Annotated in this window: 19 protein-coding genes; 10 read left to right on the forward strand and 9 right to left on the reverse strand. The window is 69.3% G+C overall.

From position 1 onward, the window contains the following. Nucleotides 1-72 precede the first annotated feature (72 nt). Nucleotides 73-858, reverse strand: a complete 786-nt coding sequence (locus RJ05_RS03270) for a glutaminyl-peptide cyclotransferase (protein WP_036532945.1) — start codon at nt 856-858, stop codon at nt 73-75. Nucleotides 859-875: 17 nt separating this feature from the next. Between RJ05_RS03270 and RJ05_RS03275 the strand changes: the two genes are divergently transcribed. Together RJ05_RS03275 and RJ05_RS03280 are read left to right on the forward strand one after the other, a co-directional pair. Further along, on the forward strand, nt 876-2,021 hold the full coding sequence (locus RJ05_RS03275; protein WP_249040590.1) for a DUF3027 domain-containing protein: 1,146 nt from the start codon (nt 876-878) through the stop codon (nt 2,019-2,021). A 47-nt stretch (nt 2,022-2,068) separates the two neighbouring features. Beyond that, on the forward strand, nt 2,069-4,927 hold the full coding sequence (locus RJ05_RS03280) for a sacsin N-terminal ATP-binding-like domain-containing protein (protein ID WP_036532950.1): 2,859 nt from the start codon (nt 2,069-2,071) through the stop codon (nt 4,925-4,927). Between the two features lie 11 nt (nt 4,928-4,938). On the opposite strand, the gene RJ05_RS03285 is transcribed toward RJ05_RS03280, so the two are convergent. Beyond that, the gene (locus tag RJ05_RS03285; RefSeq protein WP_036532951.1) at nt 4,939-5,565 is read right to left on the reverse strand and encodes a TetR/AcrR family transcriptional regulator; all 627 of its coding nucleotides are present in this window, start codon (nt 5,563-5,565) and stop codon (nt 4,939-4,941) included. Between the two features lie 113 nt (nt 5,566-5,678). Between RJ05_RS03285 and RJ05_RS03290 the strand changes: the two genes are divergently transcribed. Continuing rightward, the gene (locus RJ05_RS03290; protein WP_036532953.1) at nt 5,679-7,724 is read left to right on the forward strand and encodes a neutral/alkaline ceramidase; all 2,046 of its coding nucleotides are present in this window, start codon (nt 5,679-5,681) and stop codon (nt 7,722-7,724) included. Between the two features lie 82 nt (nt 7,725-7,806). Next, nucleotides 7,807-8,973, forward strand: coding sequence for a YhgE/Pip domain-containing protein (locus RJ05_RS03295; protein ID WP_036532955.1), 1,167 nt, complete (start codon nt 7,807-7,809; stop codon nt 8,971-8,973). 160 nt (nt 8,974-9,133) lie between these two features. On the opposite strand, the gene RJ05_RS03300 is transcribed toward RJ05_RS03295, so the two are convergent. After that, on the reverse strand, nt 9,134-10,282 hold the full coding sequence (locus RJ05_RS03300; RefSeq protein WP_249040591.1) for an RNA polymerase subunit sigma-70: 1,149 nt from the start codon (nt 10,280-10,282) through the stop codon (nt 9,134-9,136). Between RJ05_RS03300 and RJ05_RS03305 the strand changes: the two genes are divergently transcribed. After that, nucleotides 10,281-10,655, forward strand: a complete 375-nt coding sequence (locus tag RJ05_RS03305; protein ID WP_036532957.1) for a nuclear transport factor 2 family protein — start codon at nt 10,281-10,283, stop codon at nt 10,653-10,655. The genes RJ05_RS03300 and RJ05_RS03305 overlap by 2 nt on opposite strands. 54 nt (nt 10,656-10,709) lie before the next feature. On the opposite strand, the gene RJ05_RS03310 is transcribed toward RJ05_RS03305, so the two are convergent. The 4 genes from RJ05_RS03310 to pdxH form a co-directional block, all read right to left on the reverse strand. After that, the gene (locus tag RJ05_RS03310) at nt 10,710-11,069 is read right to left on the reverse strand and encodes an FKBP-type peptidyl-prolyl cis-trans isomerase (protein WP_036532959.1); all 360 of its coding nucleotides are present in this window, start codon (nt 11,067-11,069) and stop codon (nt 10,710-10,712) included. 38 nt (nt 11,070-11,107) lie between these two features. Continuing rightward, nucleotides 11,108-12,409: a citrate synthase gene (locus RJ05_RS03315; protein WP_081597144.1), complete on the reverse strand. Its 1,302-nt coding sequence runs from the start codon at nt 12,407-12,409 to the stop codon at nt 11,108-11,110. A gap of 158 nt (nt 12,410-12,567) precedes the next feature. Continuing rightward, a complete protein-coding gene (locus RJ05_RS03320; protein ID WP_036532961.1) occupies nt 12,568-13,851 on the reverse strand; it encodes an MFS transporter in 1,284 nt (427 codons plus the stop codon). Between the two features lie 80 nt (nt 13,852-13,931). After that, nucleotides 13,932-14,651 (reverse strand): pyridoxamine 5'-phosphate oxidase, encoded by a 720-nt coding sequence (gene pdxH, locus RJ05_RS03325; RefSeq protein ID WP_036532963.1) that lies wholly within the window; start codon nt 14,649-14,651, stop codon nt 13,932-13,934. Between the two features lie 112 nt (nt 14,652-14,763). Here pdxH and RJ05_RS03330 point away from each other — a divergent pair, with 112 nt between their 5' ends. After that, nucleotides 14,764-15,891 (forward strand): citrate synthase 2, encoded by a 1,128-nt coding sequence (locus tag RJ05_RS03330; RefSeq protein ID WP_036532965.1) that lies wholly within the window; start codon nt 14,764-14,766, stop codon nt 15,889-15,891. Between the two features lie 150 nt (nt 15,892-16,041). On the opposite strand, the gene RJ05_RS03335 is transcribed toward RJ05_RS03330, so the two are convergent. Further along, nucleotides 16,042-16,824, reverse strand: a complete 783-nt coding sequence (locus RJ05_RS03335) for a hypothetical protein (RefSeq protein ID WP_228783557.1) — start codon at nt 16,822-16,824, stop codon at nt 16,042-16,044. Between the two features lie 63 nt (nt 16,825-16,887). Between RJ05_RS03335 and serC the strand changes: the two genes are divergently transcribed. The 3 genes from serC (at nt 16,888) to RJ05_RS03350 (ending at nt 20,297) form a co-directional block, all read left to right on the forward strand. Next, entirely contained in the window at nt 16,888-18,012 is a 1,125-nt protein-coding gene (gene serC / locus RJ05_RS03340) for a phosphoserine transaminase (protein WP_036532968.1), read from the forward strand. Nucleotides 18,013-18,237: 225 nt separating this feature from the next. After that, nucleotides 18,238-19,362 carry a septation protein SepH gene (sepH, locus tag RJ05_RS03345; protein WP_036532971.1) on the forward strand — a complete coding sequence of 375 codons (1,125 nt, stop codon included), beginning with the start codon at nt 18,238-18,240 and terminating at the stop codon, nt 19,360-19,362. Between the two features lie 188 nt (nt 19,363-19,550). Next, a complete protein-coding gene (locus RJ05_RS03350) occupies nt 19,551-20,297 on the forward strand; it encodes a DUF6928 family protein (protein WP_036532972.1) in 747 nt (248 codons plus the stop codon). A gap of 7 nt (nt 20,298-20,304) precedes the next feature. Here RJ05_RS03350 and RJ05_RS03355 read toward each other — a convergent pair whose 3' ends face one another. Beyond that, nucleotides 20,305-21,183: an alpha/beta fold hydrolase gene (locus RJ05_RS03355; RefSeq protein WP_051016170.1), complete on the reverse strand. Its 879-nt coding sequence runs from the start codon at nt 21,181-21,183 to the stop codon at nt 20,305-20,307. Nucleotides 21,184-21,286: 103 nt separating this feature from the next. On the opposite strand from RJ05_RS03355, the gene RJ05_RS03360 reads away from it, so the two are divergent. After that, nucleotides 21,287-22,066 (forward strand): helix-turn-helix domain-containing protein, encoded by a 780-nt coding sequence (locus RJ05_RS03360; RefSeq protein ID WP_036532974.1) that lies wholly within the window; start codon nt 21,287-21,289, stop codon nt 22,064-22,066.

The raw sequence follows: 22,066 nt of genomic DNA on the forward strand, positions 1-22,066 counted from the left end.
CAATTCTGGCCCACAACGGCGGGTGGGGTTCACGCACGCTCCGGCGAATCCGCCGAAAGTGACGTGGTTCGCCTATGACGCGGGGACGAAACGCACTTCGAACATGGTCGGCCAGTACTTGCCGGTGAGCAGGAAGCGGTCGGTGCCGGGGATCTGGGTGATGCCGTTGAGGACGTCGGCGCCGGCGCGTTCGCTCGGCGGGAGCAGGCCGGAGGCGTCGATGGTGGCGAGGATCTCGCCGGTGCCGGGGTCGATGCGCAGGATTTCGTCGGTGGGCCAGTTGTTGGCGTAGACCGAGCCGTCGGCGGCGCACTCCAGTTCGTTCAGGCGGGCCGACGGGCGGCCGTTCAGGTCGACCGAACCGGTGCGGGCGAAGGTCACCGGGTCGCGGAAGGCCAGCGTGGCCGAGCCGTCGCTCATCACCAGCTGACCGTCACGGGCGCACAGACCCCAGCCTTCGCCCTCGTAGGAGACCTGCCCGCGCTCGGCCAGGGTGGCCGGGTCGCGGGCGAAGGCGATGCCGTCTTTCCAGGTGAGCTGCCACAGCGTGGCCCCGGCGACGGCGATGCCCTCACCGAACAGCGGCGGCGGCAACTCGGCGGCGGCGAGTTCGGCGCCGGTGGCGCGGTCGACGGCCCGCACACCCGACTCGCCCGGCATACCGGTGCTCTCGTAGAGCACCCCGTCGGTGATCTGCAAGCCCTGGGTGAAGGCGCGCGGGTCGTGCGGTGCGGTGCCGAGAACCTCCACGACCAGGTGTGGCGCCTGATCCGCCGGGTCGTCGGCGCGCGCGCAGCCGGTCGCGGTGAGCAGGCAGAGCAGGGCAGCGACGGCCAGCGAACGCCGATCGGTCTCCATACGGCAAAATGTAGGCCGTGAGCGCAGTTTCTGTTTCGGACTCCGGCGTGCGGCCCATCCTGGCCGACGCCGTCGAGCTTGCCCGTCGTGCGCTCCTCGAGCTGGAGCCATCCGGGGTCGGTGCGCATCTTGGTGTGTCCGCCGAGGACGACAACGCGGCAACACATCGCTTCGAGGCAACCCTGGCCGGCTATCGCGGCTGGCAGTGGGCGGTCGTGGTGGCGGCCCCGCCGGGCGCCGACCATCCGACGGTCAGCGAGTCGGCCCTGCTGCCCGGCCCGGACGCGTTGATCGCGCCGGAATTCGTGCCGTGGGACCAGCGGGTGCGCCCCGGTGATCTGGCACCCGGCGATCTGCTGGCCCCGCCGCCGAACGATCCGCGGCTGGCCCCCGGCTACACCGCCACCGGCGATCCGGAGATCGACGAGGTGGCCTATCAGGTGGGTCTCGGGCGCTCCCAGGTGCTCAGCCTGGAGGGCCGTGAGGAGGCCGCGCAGCGCTGGTACACCGAGTTCGGCCCCGACACCGAGATGGCCAAAGCCGCTCCGGGGACCTGCGGCACCTGCGGTTTCTACCTGCCGCTGGCCGGCGCGCTGCGGGCTTGTTTCGGTGTCTGCGGTAACGCGATGGGCGCCGACGGACACGTCGTGCACACCGAATACGGCTGCGGCGCGCACTCCGACGTCACCGTGCCGAGTGGCGCGGGTTCGCCGCTGTACGAGGCCTACGACGATGCCGCGGTGGACCTGGTTCCGACGGAATCGCTGCGCGCGGCGGGTGGTTCCGGAGCCGATGACTCCGCAACCGCGCAGATCGCCGAGGCCCCCGACTCGGGCATCAACGGTCGGCAGGACGTCGAGCCCGCCGACGCCGTCGAGTCTGCCGACCGGCCCACCGTCATCGAGCCTGCCGACGCAGCGACCGCCGCCGACGGCCCTGCTACCGCGGTCGATCCCGCCGAATCGGACACTGATCGGCCCGCCGAAACGGCAGCGCCGGACCCCGACGAGGCAGCTCCTTCGCCCGCCGAGACCGAGCAGGCCACCGCGTCGATACCGGTGACCGAATCGTCCAATGGCACTGGGGAATCAGAGTCCACCGCGGACTCTGATCGCCCCGAGACGGACGCCCAGTCGGAGTCCGGGTCATCGGCGCTGAGCTGAGCCCGGCCGGGGAAGACCCGTTCGACACCGAGTCCCTGCGCGCCGGTGTGCTCGCGGCCTGGCGGGATTCCCCGACCCGGCTGCGGGAGGATGAGGCGACCGAGGCCGACCTGGTGCGGGCCGGGTATCGGGACCGGCTGCTGACCGAGTTGGCGCAGAATGCCGCCGATGCCGCCGCGAAGGCGGGCACTGCCGGTCGGCTCGCGGTGTGGTTGGACGGCCGTTCGCTGCATATCGCGAATACCGGTGCGCCGCTGGACCGTTCCGGTGTCCATGCCCTGACCGCACTGCGCGCGTCGGGCAAGTCCGACCCGGCTGCCAGCGTCGGACGCTTCGGCGTGGGCTTCACCGCGGTGTTGACGGTCAGCGACGAGATCGAGATCCGCTCGACGACCGGGTCATTGCGGTTCTCGCGCGCCGCGACTCTGGACGCGCTGCACCAGAACGCCATTCAACCCCCCGGTGGGGCCGTTGCGGGTGAGCGGTGGCAGCCGCCGGCGCTGCGGTTGGTGTGGTCGAGTTCGACCGGCCCGGCGACGGGTTTCGATACCGAGGTCGTGCTGCGACTACGCGATGACGTCGACGCGCAGGACTTGCTGTCGGCCATGCGGTCCGAAGTTGTCGACCTCCTGCTCGAGCTGCCCTCCCTGCGTGAAGTAGGTGTCGGTGATGATGAATTCATCAGCACCACAGGGGATTACGCGAACGGAATCCAGGAACTGTGGATCAGCGGCCCGCAGGTGCATCAGCACTGGTGGCAGTTCCGTACCGCCCGCGCCCGCTGGCTGCTCCCGGTCCGGGATGGTCGACCGGTGCGCGCCGCCCCTGACGTCCTGCGCGCACCGACTCGCTCCGACGAAGAACTGTCGCTCCCGGCTCTGCTGATCGCCGATATCGCCATGCAACCCGACCGGCGCCGCCTACTGCCCGGCGCGCACGTGGCGGAGCTGGCCTCCGGCTACGCCGATTTCGCCCGCGCCCTCCCGCCACATGATCGCCTCACCCTGGTTCCCGTCCCCGGGTTCGCGCGCAGCGAGGCCGACGGACTGCTCCGCGAAGCCGTCATCCGCGAACTCCAGACCCATCCGTGGCTGCCGGTCATCGCGCCGGCGGGGCACAACACAAGCTCTGACTCTTCTCGTGCCGAACCCGAAGTTTTCGCCGAACATGCTCTGGCCGATTGGGGCCGCTCCGATGCGGAACCGCCCGGCCTCCCCGGCGATGTGCTGTCCTCCGGGGGCTCGGGTCAGGACGCCGTCGCCGTCCCCACTCGGGCCAGCGTTTTTCCTGGCCTCAGCTCCGAACTGGCCGCCCTGCTGGCCGATGTCCTCGGCCCGCTGGTGATTCCGGAACTGTCCGGCGGCCCGCACTCCGAAGCGCTGTCGGTCCTCGATGTGCACCGGATCGGCTTGGCGCGCTTGGCCGAGCTGTCGGGTGGGCTGGATCGTTCGCCCGCGTGGTGGCATGAGCTGTACGCGGCGCTCGAGCCGTACGTTACCGATCCGCTGGCCGTCGAAGAACTCGGCGCACTCGCGGTCCCGCTCGCCGACGGCCGCCTGGTCACGGGGCCGCGCACGGCCGTTCTCGATGACGAATTGCACGCACCGATCCCGGTGCACTGGGCGCGCTTGATTCATCCGGAGGCCGCGCATCCGCTGCTGTCGCGGCTGGGCGCCAGCCAGGCGACGGTGCGCGATCTGCTGTCGGATCCCGGATTGCGCGCCGAACTCGAGGACAATCCCGCCGATCCGGACACCACCGATGCGGTGCTGCGGCTGGCGGCCCAAGCGGATCCCGCCGAGCTTCCGTCCTGGCTCGGCTTGCTCGAATTGCCCGATGACGCAGGTGAATTGCTCCCTGCCGACGAGTTGCTGCTGCCCGATGCACCGCTGCGTGCGGTGCTGGTGGCGGATTCGCCATTCGGCACAGTAGACCAGGAGCTGGTCGATCGCTACGGCCCCGAGGCACTCCGTGCGGTGGGTGTCGGCTGGGATTTCGCGATCGTCAGCGAGATCGATCCGACCGGCCCCGACCACGACCTCCCGGACGAAGAGGCCTGGTGGGCGGGGCTATCGGAGGACCCGCCCGAACTGACCGCAGTGCGCGATCTCGACCTGGTCGATGACGCCGCCTGGCCGCAGGCCTTGCGTCAGCTGGCAGCGGGCGAACGCACCCGCCCGCTGCTGGCCGACCGGGATGGCTACACGGCGTGGTGGTTGCGCCGTTTCGCCCACATCGACGGCACTGCGCTCGGCGTTCTTCGTCACCCCGATGAACCCGAATTCGCCGGTCTGCTCCCCGAATTCGCCCCTCCCGGTTTCTCCCGCGCCGAGATCGACGCCCTGCGCCCGGTCCTCGCCGATCCCGCGGCGATCACCCCGGAACTGGCCGAAGCGCTGCTGAAGGCACTCGCGGACCCGGCGAAATCGCCGACTCCCCAGGTCACGGCACGTACCCACGCCCTGCTCGCGGCCGCCGAAGAGCATCTGGATCTCAGCGAACTCGAACTCCCCGACCTGGTGCGGGCGCTGTCGGGCGCGACGGTGGATTCAGGGCAGGCGATGGTGCTGGATCAGCCGTGGTTCGGTCTGGCGATTCCGCCGCATCACCTGGTGGTGGGCGCGGTGGAGTCGGCGGCCGCCTTGGCCACTCTGCTCGATCTGCCGCTCGTCTCGGAGACGGTCACGGCCGAGGTGATCAGCACCGGACGCGCGAGCACCTGGGCGAGTGAGCCGATGGGCGTGGTGCTGCGTCAGTTGTTCGGTGTGCCCGAGGACGACGGGGATCTGATCGTGCACGACGAGCTGCGCGTTCGGCTGACGGGCGCGGTGCAGCGCACGGCCGACGTGCTGTGGTGGCGCGACGGCGACACGACCCACATCCGAAACCCGCAGGCCGGGGACTGATCCGGGCGAATCTACTTCGCGTAGGTGCTGAGCATCTCGGCGAGCACATCCAGCTGCGTGCGCACGCTTTCACTGTCGTTGTCCACCAGCCAGCGCAGCACGATCCCATCGATCACGCTGAGGGTGAAGCGCGACAGGGTCTGCACCGGCACGCTCCACTCGGTGGACGTGGCGTCGCGGGCGTGGTCGAGGATATCGGCGACGGTGGAATCGTTGAACGCGTACTGTTCCCGCGCGATCGCCAATTTCGCCGGTGTCTGCTCGCCTTCGCGCAGCGCGTAGGTGGTGGTCTCGTAGGTGAGCAGCTGACGTTCCGGTGTAGCTTCGATGTTGAGCCACATCAGTTCCAGACCGTTGCGCACCAAAGATTGCAACGCCGCTTTTCCGGTTCCGGCTTCCTGCCAGACCGTTTCATTGGCGTCGACGGAATCGCGCAATTCCATCGATAGCGCTTTGACCAGCTCGGTCATCAGCGCGTCCTTGTTTTCGAAACAGTAATGCACCACACCGAGCGAGACGCCTGCCGCTTGCGCGACATCGCGCGTGGTCACGCCCGCCACACCCTTTTTCTCGGCAAGGCCGATCGCGGCCTCGATAAGGTGGGCCCGTCGTTCTTCGACGCTCAATCGGGAGGACACCTGAGCGAGTTAAGCGCTCGCAGCGCGAACAGTCAATTCGCCGACCCGAAAAATTCGTACTGGACGCCTGTCCAGATCTGTGGTTCGCTGCCAAAGATCGAAGGGAGTCTGTGATGTCGGTAACCCCCCGCAGGACGATGCTCGCCCGGACGGCGGTCGGCTCGGCCGCCCTCGCGGCGATGCCCGGGCTATCGGGCGCTTTCGCGGCAACGGCGGGTGCCGCGTCCGGCGAGTACGAGATCGGCGCCGGCCTGTCCGACATCACCGGCCCGGCAGCCGAATGCGGCATGATGGGCTACTCCCAGCTGGAACAGACCACCGCGGGCATTCATCTGCGGCCGAGGGCCAGGGCGTTCATCATCGGTGCGGGCGGGCGCCGGGTCGTGTTCGTGGTCGCCGACAACGGCATGATCTTCCAATCGGTGCATCGCGGGGTGCTGCTCGCGCTGGCCGAGCGCTTCGGCGACCTCTACACCGAGCAGAACGTGCTGCTGACCTCCACGCATTCGCACGCCACCTGCGGCGGATCCAGCCACGACTACGCCTACAACCTGTCGATTCTCGGTTTCCAGCAGCAGGTCTACGACGCCGAGGTGCAGGGCATCGTGGAGGCCATCGCCGCCGCGCACGCCGATCTGGGGCCCGGTTCGCTGGCCGTCGGCCGCGCGCAGCTGCGCGATGCCAGCGTCAACCGATCCCGAATCGCGTTCGACCGCAATCCCGAGGCCGATAAGCGGTATTTCCCCGACGCCATCGATCCAGCGGTGACGGTGCTGTCGCTACGCAAAGGCGGACGTGAGATCGGCGCCATCACCTGGTTCGCCACCCACAACACTTCGATGACCAATGAGAATCGGCTGATCAGTTCCGACAACAAGGGTTTTGCCTCGTTCAGCTTCGAACACACCGAGCACGGCGTGCGTTACCTGGACGGGCGTGCCGATTTCATCGCCGCCTTCGCACAGACCAATGCCGGTGATATGTCACCGAATCTGAATCTGCGGCCGGGCTCGGGGCCGACCGACGACGAATTCGAGAACACCCGAATCATCGGTGACCGGCAGTACCGCGCCGCGAAGTCCGCCCTCGCGGCGGCGACATCGATCGGCGGCCCGGTGGACGCCATGCTGTGCTACATCGATCTGGCCGATATCGCCGTCGACGGCCGCTTCACCCCCGACGGCCTGCCCCGGCGAACCGCGCCGGCCGCCGCCGGGGTTTCGCTCATCGCGGGCAGTGTGGAAGACGGCCCCGGCCTGCCCGGCGGCCCGATCCCGGAAGGCGTGACCAACCCGTTCGTCGCCGCACTCGGCGATCCGCGCGCCGCGGCGCCGGCGTGGCTGGCCGATGCGCAGGCCCCCAAGGCGATCGCCGCACCCCTCGGGCTGCTGCCGCCGGTGCCGTGGGTGCCGAATGTGGTGCCGATCCAGTTGGTGCGCATCGGCGAGCTGTATCTGGCCGCGGCCGGTGGTGAGTTCACCATCGTGTCCGGGCTGCGGGTGCGCCGCGCCGTCGCCGACGCGCTCGGTGTGGACGTCGAGCAGGTGCTGATGCAGGGCTACGCCAACGCCTACCACGAGTACGTGACCACACCGGAGGAGTACGACGCCCAGCACTACGAGGGCGCCTCGACCCTGTACGGCCGCTACACCCTCTGCGCCTACCAGCAGGAATTCACCCGGCTGGCAACAGCGTTCGCGGCTCGTCAGCAGATCGCGCGCGGCCCCGCCCCGCGCGATGTCTCCACATTGCAGCCGAACTTCGTTCCGGCGCCCGGTCCCGATGCGACGCCTGCGGGTCGCGTTTTCGGTGACGTCCTGGTGCAGCCGCCCGCGACGGCGTCCCCGGGCTCGCGCATCGAGGTCGAGTTCGTCTCGGCCCACCCGAAGCACAACCCGAGGCGCAACTCCACCTTCCTCGAAGTGCAGCGGCGTAGCTCGTCGGGCCGATGGGAACGCGTGGCCAACGAAGGCGAATGGGCGGTACGTTTCCACTGGCGCTCACCCGGCCCCGGCATCTCCCTGGTCCGCTTCACCTGGGACATCCCCGCCGATGCGGCTCCAGGGCGTTACCGCTTCCAGCATTTCGCCGACCGCCTCGGCACCGACGGATCGCTGACCCCGATCACCGGCACCAGCAACGAATTCGATATCGCCTGATCCGGCGATGCGCCTCGGACCCTTACCGAAACCTCAGAGAACCACCAGGCCACGCGCCACATTCTGGTTCTAGCGTCGCGGTGTGATCGGAAAACGGGCCCGCTGGGCACTTCTCGCTGCTGTCGTCGTCGCTGCCGGAGCGATGGGCGGATTCGCCGCCTGCGCTCGTTCGTCGGCGGCGCCGACCGGGATCGCGCTGGTGAACGCCGATTCCGGGCCAACGGGAAAACGGGTGGTGCAGGCGGTGCAGGAGGTCGGTGAGTACGAGTGGACGGTCCTCGCGCCCGGCGAGGCGGACGTCGACGATTATGCGGCCGTCATCACGCTGCCCGCTGATCTCACGGAGTCGATGGGCACATTGGCGGGGCCGCAGCCGCGGCGCGCGCAGGTTTCCGTGGCCACGCATGCGGGCGCCGACGGCGAGCTGGTCGACGGGGCTGTTTCGACAGTGACCCAACGCATCGGGGCCGTCGGGGTGGAGGCGGCGCTTTCGGCGACGGCCGCCGCCCGGACGGAGATGACGAGTGTGCAGTTCAGCGCCCAATTGTTGAACGCGGGCGTGAACGCGGCGGCGGCCGGTGCGGATCAGTTCTCCGCCGGCGCCGATCAGCTGCTCGGGTTCCTGGATATGGCCAAGAACGGCTCCGCGCAGTTGACCTCGGCGATCGAGCTGTTGAACACCACCGTCGACGGGGCGGCCGCGCAAGCCGAACAGCTCGCAGCCGCGCTCGATTCGACGAACCTGACCATCGCCCAGGTGCAGCAGTCGGCGAACACCATGAGCTCGGGCCTCGATCAGATCCTGCCGCTGCTGCGCGGCCTGCCGTTCGCCGGCGACCCACAGGTGGCCGATGTGATCAACAAGCTGCAAGCGCTGCGCGACGTCTCCGGCCAGGCCGGTACACAGCTCACCGGCCTCGGCGAGCTGACCGGCGCCGCCGTCGACCCGAACACCGATCTGGGCACCCTGCTGCGCACCGTGGTGGCCCGATTGACCGGTGCGAGCGACCAACTGGCGCAGGGCGCCGAGCTCGCCGAATCCCTGCCGCAGCTCGCGGAGCAGGGCGGCGCGCAGCTGCTGGCGGCCATCGGCATGATCGAGACCGGCATCGGGCAGCTCCAGGGGATCGTCGGCAACCTGAACAGCCAGACCGGCAAGGCTCTCGCCGCACTACCGCAGGGTGGCAAGGCCCAGCAGTCGGCGGTCGCACTGGCGCTCACCGATCCGGTGGAGATCGTGCGGGAGTGAGCGGGCGCCGCGGGCTCGCCGGTTCCAAGGCATGCCGCCGCCCTCGCGACCCGGGCCGGCACGGCGCTCGCCGCACGTCCGCAATGTGGCAAGGCGCAGCAGTCGGCGGTCGCGCCGGCGCTCGCCGATCCGGTGCGCCCGCGACCTTCGGCGCCAGATGTCAAGCAGGCGAACCGTTGTCGAGCGTGATCGGTAGCCGATCGGGCATTCCGAAACGCGGGTAGAGATCGTAGAGGTGGAAGCGGGTAATCGCGGAGATCCGCGCTCCCGCACAGGTCAGCACGATCAGTCCCGCCGGTGACGCGGCCGTATCGGTCGGACCGGCGTGCGGGTCGTCCAGGTAGGTGGCGAAGGCGGGCTGGGTATTGGCGCTGGTCGGCCACAGGTGCGCGCGCCGCGTTCCGCGATAGCCGAACGAGGCACGCAGGAACTCCGCGATCGCATCCGGTCCGTGGTATTCGTGCGGTGCGGGCGGCATGGTCAGCCAAGCGTCGTCGGTGAGCAGTGCGACCACCCCGTCCACGTCACCGGCGAGATAGGCCTGCGCGAAACGCTGTGCGAGCGACTGTTCGGTGGACGAGCCGGGCCGTGTCCCTTCGAGGCTCCCATGTTCGCGTCGCAATGTCGCCCGCGCGCGTTGCAGCGTTCCCTTCACTGCCGTCGGTGTGCTGTCGAGCAGATCGGCGACCTCGGCGGTCGGGAACCCGAGCACATCGCGTAGCACGACGGTCGCGGTGTGCAGCGGCGGAAGTCGTTGCAGCGCGGCCACGAAGGTGAGTTCGACGGTGGCGCGTGCCTGATGGTTCGCCTCCGGCCCCGCAGCCGGGTCGGCGACCTCCGCGAGCACGTCGTCGGGCACCGGTTGTAGCCAGGTGATCGAATCCCTGCGGGTCGGTTCCGGCGGCTGGAACGGCGGTATCGGCTCGGGTGGGCGGCGCCGAGCCGCGCGCAGGACGTTGAGGCAACGGTTGGTCGCGATCCGGTACAGCCAGGTCCGCAGCGAGGAGCGCTGTTCGAAGTCCGCCAGGCCGCGCCAGGCCGCGAGCAGCGTTTCCTGGAGGGTGTCCTCGGCCTCGGTCAACGATCCGAGCATCCGGTAGCAGTGCACCAGCAGTTCCCGCCGATACGGTTCGGTCAGCTCATCGAAGGCCCGCTCGTCACCGGTGCGGGCACGTTCGAGGACGGTCTGCTCCACCCGGCCATGGTGCCATCCGGGCAGATCCGCCCGCCGCGTTCCGTTCTCCGCCGCGGCGGTGTCGGTATCGGTGAGGGCGGCAGCGAGCGGCCCACCGACCCGGAAGGACATCATGACCAGCAGTGCATTGCAGACCGCGCTGGAGTACCACCGCGCCTGGACCGGCCACGACTTCGACCGCGCCATCACCTACCTGGCCGACGACCTCGTCTGCGAGGCGCCGTCCGGGCGGATCACCGGCCTGGCCGATTTCCGGGCCTTCATGGAACCGTTCAGCCAGATCATGACGAGCTCGCAGCTGCTCGGCGCGTTCGGCGACGACGACACCGCGATGCTGATGTACGACACCACCACCGTCCCGGTGCCGCACGCACCCGGCGCCGAGCTCTACACCGTCGCGGACGGCCGGATCACCCACATCCGGATCATCTTCGACCGTGCCCCGTTCGAGGCCGCCGCGGCGGCCGCAGCGTCTCGACCCAGCTGACACAGCACTGCGGCCCGCACTCGACGAGCGCGGGCCGCAGTGGGGAGGCCGAGATTACTTGGCGTCCAGCAGATCGATGACGAAGACCAGGGTCTTACCGGAGAGCCTGTGGCCCGCACCGGCGGGACCGTAGGCCAGCTCCGGCGGAATGGTGAGCTGACGGCGTCCGCCGACCCGCATCCCCGGAATACCGTCCTGCCAGCCCTGGATCAGGCCACGCAGCGGGAAGGTGATGGACTCGCCGCGGTTCCACGACGAATCGAACTCCTCGCCGGTGTCGAATTCGACTCCCACGTAGTGCACCTCGACGGTGCCGCCGGGCACCGCTTCCGCGCCGTCACCGACGGTGATGTCCTTGATGACGAGCTCGGTGGGCGCGGGGCCCGCCTGGAATTCGATCTCCGGCTTGCTCATTCGCATATCCCCTTCGATATGTGGGTTCTTCGTCGGCTTCAGCGGTTGGTGATTTCGTGGTAGTCGCGCGCACCGTAACCGGTGTAGATCTGGCGCGGACGGCCGATCTTGAGCGGCTCGCTGTGCATTTCCCGCCAGTGCGCGATCCAGCCGGGCAGCCGGCCCATGGCGAACAGCACGGTGAACATGCGGGTCGGGAAGCCCATGGCCTTGTAGATGACGCCGGTGTAGAAGTCGACGTTCGGGTACAGGCGGCGCTCGACGAAGTAATCGTCGGTCAGGGCGGCCTCTTCCAGCGCCTTGGCGATGTCGAACAGCTCGTCGTCGCCGCCGAGCTTGGCCAGGATGGCGTCGGCGTGCTTCTTGGCGATGGCCGCGCGCGGGTCGTAGTTGCGGTAGACGCGGTGCCCGAAGCCCATGAGCTTCACGCCGTCTTCCTTGTTCTTGACCTTGCGGATGAACTCCTTGACGTCGCCGCCCTGGGCCTTGATGTCGTTGAGCATTTCCAGCACGGCCTGGTTGGCGCCGCCGTGCAGCGGGCCCCACAGTGCGTTGATGCCACCGGAGACCGAGGTGAACAGGTTGGCATCGGAGGAACCGACCAGGCGCACGGTGGAGGTGGAGCAGTTCTGCTCGTGATCGGCGTGCAGGATCAGCAGCATGTCCAGTGCGGCGGCGATCTCCGGGTCGACCTCGTAGGGCTCGGCCGGGAAGCCGAAGGTCATCCGCAGGAAGTTCTCCACCAGGCTCAGCGAGTTGTCCGGGTAGAGGAACGGCTGGCCGACCGACTTCTTGTACGAGTAGGCGGCGATGGTCGGCAGCTTGGCCAGCAGGCGGATGGTGGACAGCTCGACCTGCTCGGGGTCGCGCGGGTCCAGCGAGTCCTGGTAGTAGGCCGACAGCGCGTTGACCGCGGACGACAGCACCGGCATCGGGTGCGCGTTGCGCGGGAAGCCGTCGAAGAATCGCTTGAGATCCTCGTGCAGCAGGGTGTGACGGCGGATCTTGTCGGTGAACGACTCGAGCTGTGCCTGGGTCGGTAGCTCGCCGTAGATGAGCAGGTAGCTCACCTCGATGAAGGTCGAGCGCTCGGCCAGCTGATCGATCGGGTACCCGCGGTAGCGCAGGATGCCTGCCTCGCCGTCGATGTAGGTGATGGCCGACTTGGTGGAGGCGGTGTTGACGAAGCCGGGGTCGTAGGTGGTGTATCCCGTGCTCGCCAGCAGCTTGCCCAGATCGATGCCGTCGTTGCCCTCGGAGGCCTCGGCGATCGTCATGGGGTATTCGCCACCGGGGTACGTCAGCACCGGCTTGGCGTCGTTGATGTGATTCTCGGGCACGGAAGGATCCCTCTCAGGCTATGACCGTCGGCACCGGGTGCGGTCGGCACGGCGGTGCGCTTGACCATGACGCTAGTCGCTGCTTCGCCGGGCTCGGGCAGGAGGGTGCCCACCGCACGATCTCACAAACGTACAGCCGGGCGGTGAGGCCGGGGTGCTCACGCCGGCACCGGTTCGGCCGCTGACCGGCCCACCCGGTATCGCACGAAGGCCGGGAAGGCCAGCGCCGCGAGCACCACACCGACCACCACCAGCACTCCACCGCCGGCGGCGGCCACGGCGGTACCCAGGCTCGCGGCGGCAAAACCGTGCGCAACATCACCGATCCGCGGGCCGCCCGCGACCACGACGATGAACACGCCTTGCAGCCTGCCGCGCATTTCGTCGGTCGCGACGGTCTGCAACATCGTCATCCGCAGCGCGGCCGAGACCATGTCCACCGCACCGCCGAAGGCGGAGCAGGCCAGCGCGATCCACAGGCCGGCGGCGACGCCGAGCCCGTGTCCGGTGAACCCGACCGCGAGCCCGAAACCGACCATGGCCAACCCCCACAGCGCGATGCACACGATCACCGCGAGCCCTTGCCGGCGCACCCGCGGAATCCACCCCGAGAACACCCCACCGAGCACGGCGCCCGCCGACATCGACGCGAACAACAGCCCGAGTGCGACGCCGCCGGTGGCCGGATCGCCGAAGGTCTCGTGCGCGATCTGCGGGAACAACGCGCGCGGCATCCCGAACACCATGGCGATGATGTCGACGGCGAACGAGGCGAGCAGGATCCGCTGGGTGGCCAGGTAGGCGAAGCCGTCGAACACCGTGCGCAGGCCCGCGCGGCGCACCGAACCGGTCGGCGGCAGCGACGGTAGCCGCCACACCGCCCACAGCGTGACCAGCAGTGCGATCGCGTCGATCAGGTACAACGTGGACAGCCCGATCAGCGGGATGAGCGCACCGGCGAGCACCGGTCCGGCGATGGCGCCGAACTGGGTGACCGTCATCGACAGCGAATTGGCCGCGGCCAGTTGGCTTTCCGGCAGCAGCCGGGGGATGGTCGCGCTGCGCGTCGGCTGGTTGACGGCGAAGAAGCCCTGCTGCACCGCGAACAGGCCGAGCACCAGCCACACATTGCCCGCACCGACCGCGGCCTGGATCCAGAAGGCGAGCGCGGTGAGTCCGGTGCCCGCGTTGGTGATCAGCAGCAGCGTGCGCCGGTCCATCACGTCGGCGAGGGCGCCGCCCCACAGCCCGAACACGATCAGCGGCACCAGCCCGAACAGCCCGGCCAGTCCGACATAGCCGGAGCTGCCGGTGAGCTGGAAGATCTGGGTCGGCACCGCGACGACCGAGAGCTGGGCCCCGATCGTGGTGACGATGCCGGAGGTCCACAGCCTGCGGTAGTCCGGGTCGCGCAGCGGCCTGGTGTCGGCGAGCACTTTCACCGGCCGCAGATTATGCGAGCCGCACCCGATCCGGCCAGATCTTATTCATCACATGATTGGATGCATTGCCCGTCCGTGGATCAGGGCTGTAGGCGCTGGACCGTCATGGTGTCGCCGTCGACGTCGACCCGGATGCGGTTGTGTAGGCGTCCCTGCCGTCCCTGCCAGAATTCGACCTCATCGGGACGCAGCAGGTATCCACCCCAGTGCGGCGGCACCGGAATCTCGTCGACGCCGGCGAACCGCGCCGTGGTCTCGGCCAGCGCGCGATCGAGTTCGGCCCGCGAGGCGATCGGCCTGGACTGATGCGAGGCCCAGGCGCTGAGCTGAGAATCACGCGGGCGCGAGCGCCAGTAGACGGCGGTGGTCTCGGCCGAGACCCGCTGCACCGGGCCGCGCAGATGCACCTGTCTGCCCAGCGCGGGCCAGACGAAGGTGGCCGCCGCGAACGGCACCGCGGCCAGTTGCGTCCCCTTTGCCGAGTCGTAATTCGTGTAGAAAGTCACACCTTCGGGCGAGAGTCCTTTACACAGCACGGTCCGCGCGACCGGGCGCGGTGTGCCATCGGCGGTGAGCGCGACGGTGGCCAGCACCATGGCGTTGGGCTCGGCGATGCCGACCGCGGTGGCCTGCTCGATCCAGTGCCGCAGCAACGGTTCCCAGCCGCCTGCCAGCCAGTTCTCGTCCAGATCGGCATCGCGGGCCCCGGTGCCGGGCGTGCCTTCGCTGTCGAAGGGCCCGGCACCGTACTCGACGCGCATGGCGGCGAGATCCGGGTAGGAATTGTCCAGGTCACGCATGGGGCAGACGTTACTCCGCAGTAGCTAGGGGCTAAGGTTTTGGTGATCGGCATGTGCCGCGACCACCGTGCACCGCGAGCCATGCGACCCGACGTGCAAGGAGAGTCACCACATGACTACCAGCCCCGCGGTTCCCCCGGATTTCGTCAGCGGTCTCGAGGGTGTCGTCGCGTTCACCACCGATATCGCCGAACCCGACAAGGACGGTGGCGCACTGCGCTACCGCGGGGTGGATATCGAAGATCTGGTCGCCAACCGGGTGACCTTCGGTGACGCCTGGGCGCTGCTGGTCGACGGCGAATTCGGCCGCGGCCTGCCGCCCGCGGAGCCGTTCCCGCTCCCGGTGCACACCGGCGACGTCCGGGTCGACGTGCAGGCAGGCCTTGCCATGCTCGCCCCGATCTGGGGTTACGAGCCGCTGCTCGACATCGACGACGAAACCGCGCGGGAGAACCTGGCGCGCGCCTCGGTGATGGCGCTGTCCTACGTGGCGCAGTCCGCGCGTGGCATCTACCAGCCCGCCGTCCCGCAGCAGAAGATCGACGAGTGCACCACGGTCACCGAGCGGTTCATGACCCGCTGGAAGGGCGACCCGGATCCGCGACACACCGAGGCCATCGACGCCTACTGGGTCTCGGCCGCCGAACACGGCATGAACGCCTCCACCTTCACCGCGCGCGTGATCGCCTCAACCGGTGCGGACGTGGCGGCCTCGCTCTCGGGCGCGATCGGCGCCATGTCGGGTCCGCTGCACGGCGGCGCTCCGGCCCGCGTGCTGCCGATGATCGAAGAAGTCGAGCGCACCGGCGACGCCCGCGCACTGGTCAAGGGCATCCTCGACCGCAAGGAGAAGCTGATGGGCTTCGGCCACCGGGTCTACCGGGCCGAGGACCCGCGGGCCCGGGTGCTGCGCAGCACCGCCCAGCGGCTGAGCGCCCCGCGCTTCGAGGTGGCCGCCGCCCTGGAGCAGGCCGCGCTGGCCGAACTGCGCGAGCGTCGCCCGGACCGTGCCATCGAGACCAACGTGGAGTTCTGGGCCGCGGTCATCCTCGACTTCGCCGAGGTGCCCGCGCACATGATGCCGGCCATGTTCACCTGCGGCCGGACCGCGGGCTGGTGTGCGCACATCCTGGAACAGAAGCAGCTCGGCAAGCTGGTGCGCCCGGCCGCCATCTACACCGGGCCGGGGCCGCGCAAGCCCGAAGAGGTCGCCGGCTGGGCGTCGATCGCGCACAGCTGATGCCGCCCGGTCGCGGGGCGGCGCGTTTTCACCACGCGCCGCTACCGGACCGCTGGGTCGCCTCGGCGCGGCGACGGCTACTGATCACCGCAGCGCATCCCGCAGTACCGCATTCACCTGTGCACAGGCGGCGCGGGTGCCGACGCCGGTCTACCGCTCACCCAGCGACGCGGCCCAGTCGACGGCCACCGATTCGCCCCGGTCGACGGTGAAGAAGGCGACCTCGAGCCGTTTACCGAGATCCACCAGGCCGATCGCGGACAGCGGTACCGGCTGCACCAGCCGCACCCGCCAGGGCGCGGGCTCGTCCCAGGCCTGCAATTCCAGATCCAGCCGAAGCACCGGATCGTCGCGGCCGGAGTAGTCGGCGGCCATGGGTGTCGCGGCGAGCACCGTGGCCTGGGCGCGGCGGCCGTCGGCCAAGATCTTCGCGATGCCGACCCGGCCCGGTTCGGCATCGTCGGACACCTGCAGCACCACGCGCTCGCGGTCGCCCGGGTCGACCCGGCAGCACACCACGTCGCCCGGACGCATTCGGTCCAGGTCCTCTTCCCGCATCCGCTGCCGCACTCTGGTCTCGTAGGGCGGTTCGCCGTCGAGCTGTACCCGCACCCAGAACACGTGCCCGGCCTCCCTGCGGCGTGGTCGCACACCGAGCACGGTGGCGGTGCCGTGGGTGCCGCGCAACAGCAGCTCGCGCCGAGCCGAGCCGGTGAGCACGCCGGCCTGCGGGCCGATGCGCCACCGCAGCCGCGGACGCAGGCTCGACACCGCCAACGCGATGCCGAGCAACCACAGGCCGATCCCCGAACGCCGAGCACCCGCCGCGACGCCCCGCGGCCCGCTCCGGCGACGCCGCCGCCCGGCCCACGCCGACCGCACCCCATGCCCACCGCGTGATCGCCGCCCGGAGTTTGCCGACAGCATGCTCATGAGGGTTCAGGTTAGCCGGAGGGTGGTACACACCACAGCGATACCGCGACTACGCTGTTCGCCATGACCAGTGCGTTCCCGACCATTCCCGACGACCTCAAGCCTGCCGACGGACGTTTCGGTTGCGGCCCCTCCAAGGTGCGACCGGAGCAGCTGCGGTCCCTGGTCGAGGTGGGCGCCTCGGTGTTCGGTACCTCGCATCGGCAGAAGCCGGTCAAGGATGTGGTGGCTCGGGTGCGCTCGGGTCTGCGCGAGCTGTTCTCGCTGCCCGACGGCTACGAGGTCGTGCTCGGCAACGGCGGCACCACCGCGTTCTGGGACGCGGCGGCCTTCGGCCTGATCCGGGAACGTTCGCTGCACCTGACCAACGGTGAGTTCAGCTCGAAGTTCGCCTCGGTGGCCAAGAACAACCCGTTCATCGGCGACCCGGTCGTGGTCTCGGCCGAGCCGGGCAGCGCGCCGGAGCCGGTCGCCGACCCCTCGGCCGACCTGATCGGCTGGGCCCACAACGAGACCTCCACCGGTGTCGCCATCCCGGTGCAGCGTCCGGCCGGTTCGGAGAACGCGCTCATCGCCATCGACGCCACCTCCGGCGCCGGCGGTCTGCCGGTCAACATCACCGACGCCGACGTCTACTACTTCGCCCCGCAGAAGTGCTTCGCCGCCGATGGTGGCCTGTGGATCGCGCTGATGAGCCCGGCCGCGCTGGCCCGCGTCGAGGAGATCAAGTCCTCCGGTCGCTGGACCCCCGACTTCCTGTCGCTGCCGATCGCCATCGACAACAGCACCAAGGACCAGACCTACAACACCCCGGCGCTGGCCACCCTGCTGCTGTTCGCCGACCAGATCGAATGGCTCAACGGCAACGGCGGCCTGGACTGGGCGGTCAAGCGGACGCTGGATTCGTCGTCGCGGCTGTACTCGTGGGCCGAGTCGAGCGAATACGCCACCCCGTACGTCGCCGATCCGGCGCACCGTTCGCAGGTCGTCGGCACCATCGATTTCGCTGATTCGGTGGACGCCGCCGCGGTGGCCAAGGTGCTGCGTGCCAATGGCATCGTCGACACCGAGCCCTACCGCAAGCTCGGCCGTAACCAGCTGCGTATCGGCATGTTCCCGGCCATCGATCCCGACGACGTCAGCCGGCTGACCGAGGCCGTCGACTGGGTCGTGGAAAAGCTGAGCTGAACCACCGGAAACCAGCGAGAACCCGCCGCGCCGAACGCGTGGCGGGTTCTCTTTTTGTCAAGTGGGGGAAACTGCTTGGTTCGCAACGGAATAGAGCAGATTAGCCGTGCGCGGTGTGATAGGGGTAGATTTCGATGCCGCGTGTCTTGCGGCGGGATTTACAGAAGTGCACTACTGTTCCAGAACGTGGGCGGTGTCGCGAGCCGACGCGATAAGGAGGTAACGGTGCGTGAACTTCGAGTGATCGGCGTGACGCCCGATTCCGCCCATATCGTCTGTGTGGACACCGAAAGCGGCCAGAAATTCCGGCTTCCCGCCGATGACAAACTGCGTGCCGCTGCCCGCGGAGACCTTGCCCGATTCGGCCAGATCGAGATCGAAATGGAAGCGACTATGCGACCACGCGATATCCAGGCCCGTATCCGTGCCGGTGCCTCCGTAGCCCAGGTCACCGAAGAATCCGGCATGCCCGCCAGCCGGGTCGAACGTTTCGCCTACCCGGTGCTGCTCGAGCGCGCCCGCGCCGCGGAACTGGCGCAGAAGGCGCATCCGGTGCGGCCGGACGGTCCCGCGGTCGAAATTCTGATCGACGTCGTCACCGCCGCGTTCACCGCACGTGGGCACACCCTGGAAAACGCCGAATGGGACGCTTGGAAAGACGAGAAGGGTTTCTGGGTCGCCCAGCTGCAGTGGCAGAACGGGCGTTCGGAGATCGCCGCGCATTGGCGTTACCAGCCGGACGCACACGGCGGCACGGTGTCCCCGCTCGATGATCCGGCCGCCGATCTGATCGATCCCGATTTCGGGCGCGCGCTGCGCGGTCTCGCGACGATCCTGCCGGAAGAGCCCGAAGCTCCGGCGCCGGTGGAGCCGCCCGCCGAGCCGCGGCCGCGGGAAAGCGCCGCGCTTCCGCAGAATCAGCCGGTGCTGGAGGAGTACTACGGGCAGCGCGCCGTCGCCGCCGGTGGTGCCACCGCACTGCCTGCCGCGTCGTCGTCCACGGGTTCGATTCCGGCGGCCGGTGGTTCGGCCACCGGTGCCGCCGCGACCGGATCCAAGGTTCCCGCCGCAGGCGGTCGAGTCGAGGCCGAGCCGGCGGCGCGCGCCGACGCCGAGGTCAGGGCCGAAGCCACCGCGCGCGTCGAGCCCGCTGCCGAGCGCACGGCGGCGAGCACCGTCGAGGTGCCGCCGACGGCACCGGAATCGGCCGAGCCGGAGGCCGAGAACACTGCCGCCGAAGCCAAGCCCGCCGCGGTCAAGGCCACCAAGCCCGCCCGCACCAAGCGCGGCAAGGCGCCGATGCCGTCGTGGGAAGACGTGCTGCTCGGGGTCCGCAGCTCCGGTCACTGAGCCACGTCGGCGCAGGTAGGCCGATGTCATAACCGGCGAAGCCGCGATATGACGCGGCCGGGGCGAGTAGATTTTTCGGTGTGTCGTCGACTCGGTCGGCGCAGGGCGGTGCCGGGAACGCGTTCGACGCACCGGGCGTTGCCCGAAGTTCGCGGAGCTCTTTTCGTGCAACACGGGAGGTGCCGAAAATGCTGTCCAAGGCTTCGTCGCTCTGGTACGTCGACGCACCCGATCCGCACGCGGTGCTGCGCGAGAATCACGACTCCGATCCCGACGCCGCGCGGGCGCTGGCCGAGCAGCTGCATCCCGACCGTGACGTGGTGCCGATCATGGTCGGCACGCTCGGCGGCTGCGCCGGTCCCGACGCCGACGAGGTGTACATCGGCTGCTATCCCGGTGTGACCGTGGTGTGTTCGCCCCAGGTGGCGCGGGTGCGGCCGACCGCCCTGCCCACGCCGCTGATCCGGCCGCTGGCCTCCGAACACACCTACCTCATCGCCTTCGATACCGGGCACCGCTGGGGTTCGTTCGCGCATTGGGAGCGTGGCGAATTCCGGCGCGCGTTCAGCGCCAACCGGGTGCACATCCTGGAAGACGAAGGCCTGCCGCTGGTGTGGGAGCGCCCGTACTGGGCGGGTGAGCATCCGGTGCGGTTGCAGGTGGGCGATATGCCCGACCCGCAGATCCTGCCGTTCGACCCGCCCGATTTCGCCGACGCCGCCAATCACGAATGGCTCGGATTTCATTACCGCACACCGGCCGCCGAGGGCGCGCTGCTGCCCGGCGACATCTCGGTGTGCGGGTTCACGCTGTACCCGAAGGGTCAGGCGCCCGATCCGGCGGCACACGCCGGTGACGGCCTGCCGCATATCGCGAACGGGAAGCCGCGGCGCGGGCTGCTGTCGTGGTTGCGCCGCGGCGATCCGGTGGGGTGAGTCGGCCTCAGTACGCCGGGCGTTGCAGCCACCTGCGTAGGGCGTCGGTGACCTCGGCGGGACGTTGCTCCATCAGAAAATGGTCGGCGTCGATGCGGATCAGTTCGGCGCCCTCGATATCGCGGGCCAATTGTTCGGCGGTGGCCATCGGGATGGCGGGTTCGCGGGTGCCCCAGATGACGGTGGCCGGGCAGCTGATCTCGGCCAGCCGGATCGCGAGCTCCGGCCGTTCCCGCACGTCATAGCCCGCCCAGAATTGGGCGTACTCGCGACGGCCCTGCGGGGTGCGCAGCATGGCCAGGTAGTGGTCGAGACGCTCGCTGTCGAAGGTGCCGTTGCGCAGGTAGCCGGCCATACCGAGGCGGTGCACCCAGTAGATCGGCGCGGTGGTGAGCAGCGGCCGCAGGAGCCGGTGCCTTGCGGCGACCGTGAACAGGCCGAACAGCAGGTAGAACGCCGGGGTGAAGGTGCCCTGCGCCCGTGAGTTGAGAATCGCGAAACGGCGGACCCGATCGGGATGACGCTGCACGAACCCGAGGCCGAGAAAGCCGCCGTAATCGTGACAGGCGAAATCGACGCGGTCCAGGCCGAGCGCGTCCAGCATCCGGGCGATCCGGTCGACCTCGCTGTCGTAGTCGCAGTTCCATCCGGGCGCGCGGGTGGATTCGCCCCAGCCGAACCAGTCCGGCGCGATCACCCGGCGCAGCCGCGACAGCGGTTCGAGCTGGTGTTCCCAAGCGAGATGGCTTTCCGGCCAGCCGTGCAGCAGGACCAGCGGATCGCCGGTGCCGGCCTCGGCGTAGCGCAGCCGGGCGCCGTCGACGGCGACCTCTCGTAGTGTGATCGCCGATGGGGTGGTTGCCGGTTCGGTTCGGTCGGTGGTCATGCCGCCTCCTGCTCGTCGTGGCTGGTCGCGGCGCTACCGCCGCGTGGTCCGGTTCCGCTGACGTGCCTGCCGTGCGCGTTGTCGTCCCGGTATCGTCGCGCCCATGACACGGTCGGCACTTCCGGAAACGTGCTCCGATACCGCGACTGCGCGGTTGTGGATCCGGCCGGGGCATGCGGTCTATCTGGGGCCGAGCCTGGGTCTGGCCGCGCATTCCACCGCCATCGCCGCGCTGGGGGTCGGGGTCGACGCGCCGTTCCGGGTCCGGGTCGCCGACGGACCCGATATCACTGCCCGCAGCTTCCTGTTCCGGGCCCGGGTGACCCACCATCTGGTCGAGAGCCAGGGGCGAATGCTGTTCTGCTTCTTCGATCCGACCTCGGCGCGGGTGGCGCGATGCCTGGGCGGGATGACGCGGTCGGTCGGCGCCTACTCGGCCGACCATGGACGCGAAGCCGACATCATCGCGCTGTGCCGCGACCCCGAACCCGATGTGGAACGGCTGCTCGAGCTGGCAAGCATCCCGGTGCCCGCGGTACGTGACCCGCGCATCGCCACCATCGCCGCCGCGATCCGCGCGGACCCGGCCCTGCCCAAGCGCGCGCGGGAAAGCGCCGGTCTCGCCGGGCTTTCCACCTCACATTTCCTGCGTACCTTCGCCGAGCAGACCGGCACCAGCTTCCGCCGCTACGTGCAATGGGCCCGGATGCTGCGGGTGGGCCGGGCGTACGCGGCCGGCCACGACCTGACCAGGGCGGCGGTCGACGCGGGTTTCGCCTCGCCCTCGCATTTCAGCGACGTGTTCCGGGCGATGTTCGGGCTGACGCCGACCGCCTTCCTCGGTGTCGGCAGCGAGGTGCGGATCATCGACGACGCGGACTGA

The sequence above is a fragment of the Nocardia cyriacigeorgica NBRC 100375 genome, assembly GCF_000308555.1.
GTDB lineage: Bacteria > Actinomycetota > Actinomycetes > Mycobacteriales > Mycobacteriaceae > Nocardia > Nocardia cyriacigeorgica.

Excerpts from the sequence above, each read along its gene's own strand:
- RJ05_RS03270 (WP_036532945.1), bottom strand. The coding sequence starts at position 858 with ATGGAGACCGATCGGCGTTCGCTGGCCGTCGCTGCCCTGCTCTGCCTG.
- RJ05_RS03290 (WP_036532953.1), top strand. The coding sequence starts at position 5,679 with ATGTCGGTAACCCCCCGCAGGACGATGCTCGCCCGGACGGCGGTCGGC.
- RJ05_RS03305 (WP_036532957.1), top strand. The coding sequence starts at position 10,281 with ATGACCAGCAGTGCATTGCAGACCGCGCTGGAGTACCACCGCGCCTGG.
- RJ05_RS03300 (WP_249040591.1), bottom strand. The coding sequence starts at position 10,282 with ATGATGTCCTTCCGGGTCGGTGGGCCGCTCGCTGCCGCCCTCACCGAT.
- RJ05_RS03310 (WP_036532959.1), bottom strand. The coding sequence starts at position 11,069 with ATGAGCAAGCCGGAGATCGAATTCCAGGCGGGCCCCGCGCCCACCGAG.
- pdxH (WP_036532963.1), bottom strand. The coding sequence starts at position 14,651 with ATGCGTGACCTGGACAATTCCTACCCGGATCTCGCCGCCATGCGCGTC.
- RJ05_RS03330 (WP_036532965.1), top strand. The coding sequence starts at position 14,764 with ATGACTACCAGCCCCGCGGTTCCCCCGGATTTCGTCAGCGGTCTCGAG.
- RJ05_RS03335 (WP_228783557.1), bottom strand. The coding sequence starts at position 16,824 with ATGAGCATGCTGTCGGCAAACTCCGGGCGGCGATCACGCGGTGGGCAT.
- serC (WP_036532968.1), top strand. The coding sequence starts at position 16,888 with ATGACCAGTGCGTTCCCGACCATTCCCGACGACCTCAAGCCTGCCGAC.
- RJ05_RS03350 (WP_036532972.1), top strand. The coding sequence starts at position 19,551 with ATGCTGTCCAAGGCTTCGTCGCTCTGGTACGTCGACGCACCCGATCCG.
- RJ05_RS03355 (WP_051016170.1), bottom strand. The coding sequence starts at position 21,183 with ATGACCACCGACCGAACCGAACCGGCAACCACCCCATCGGCGATCACA.
- RJ05_RS03360 (WP_036532974.1), top strand. The coding sequence starts at position 21,287 with ATGACACGGTCGGCACTTCCGGAAACGTGCTCCGATACCGCGACTGCG.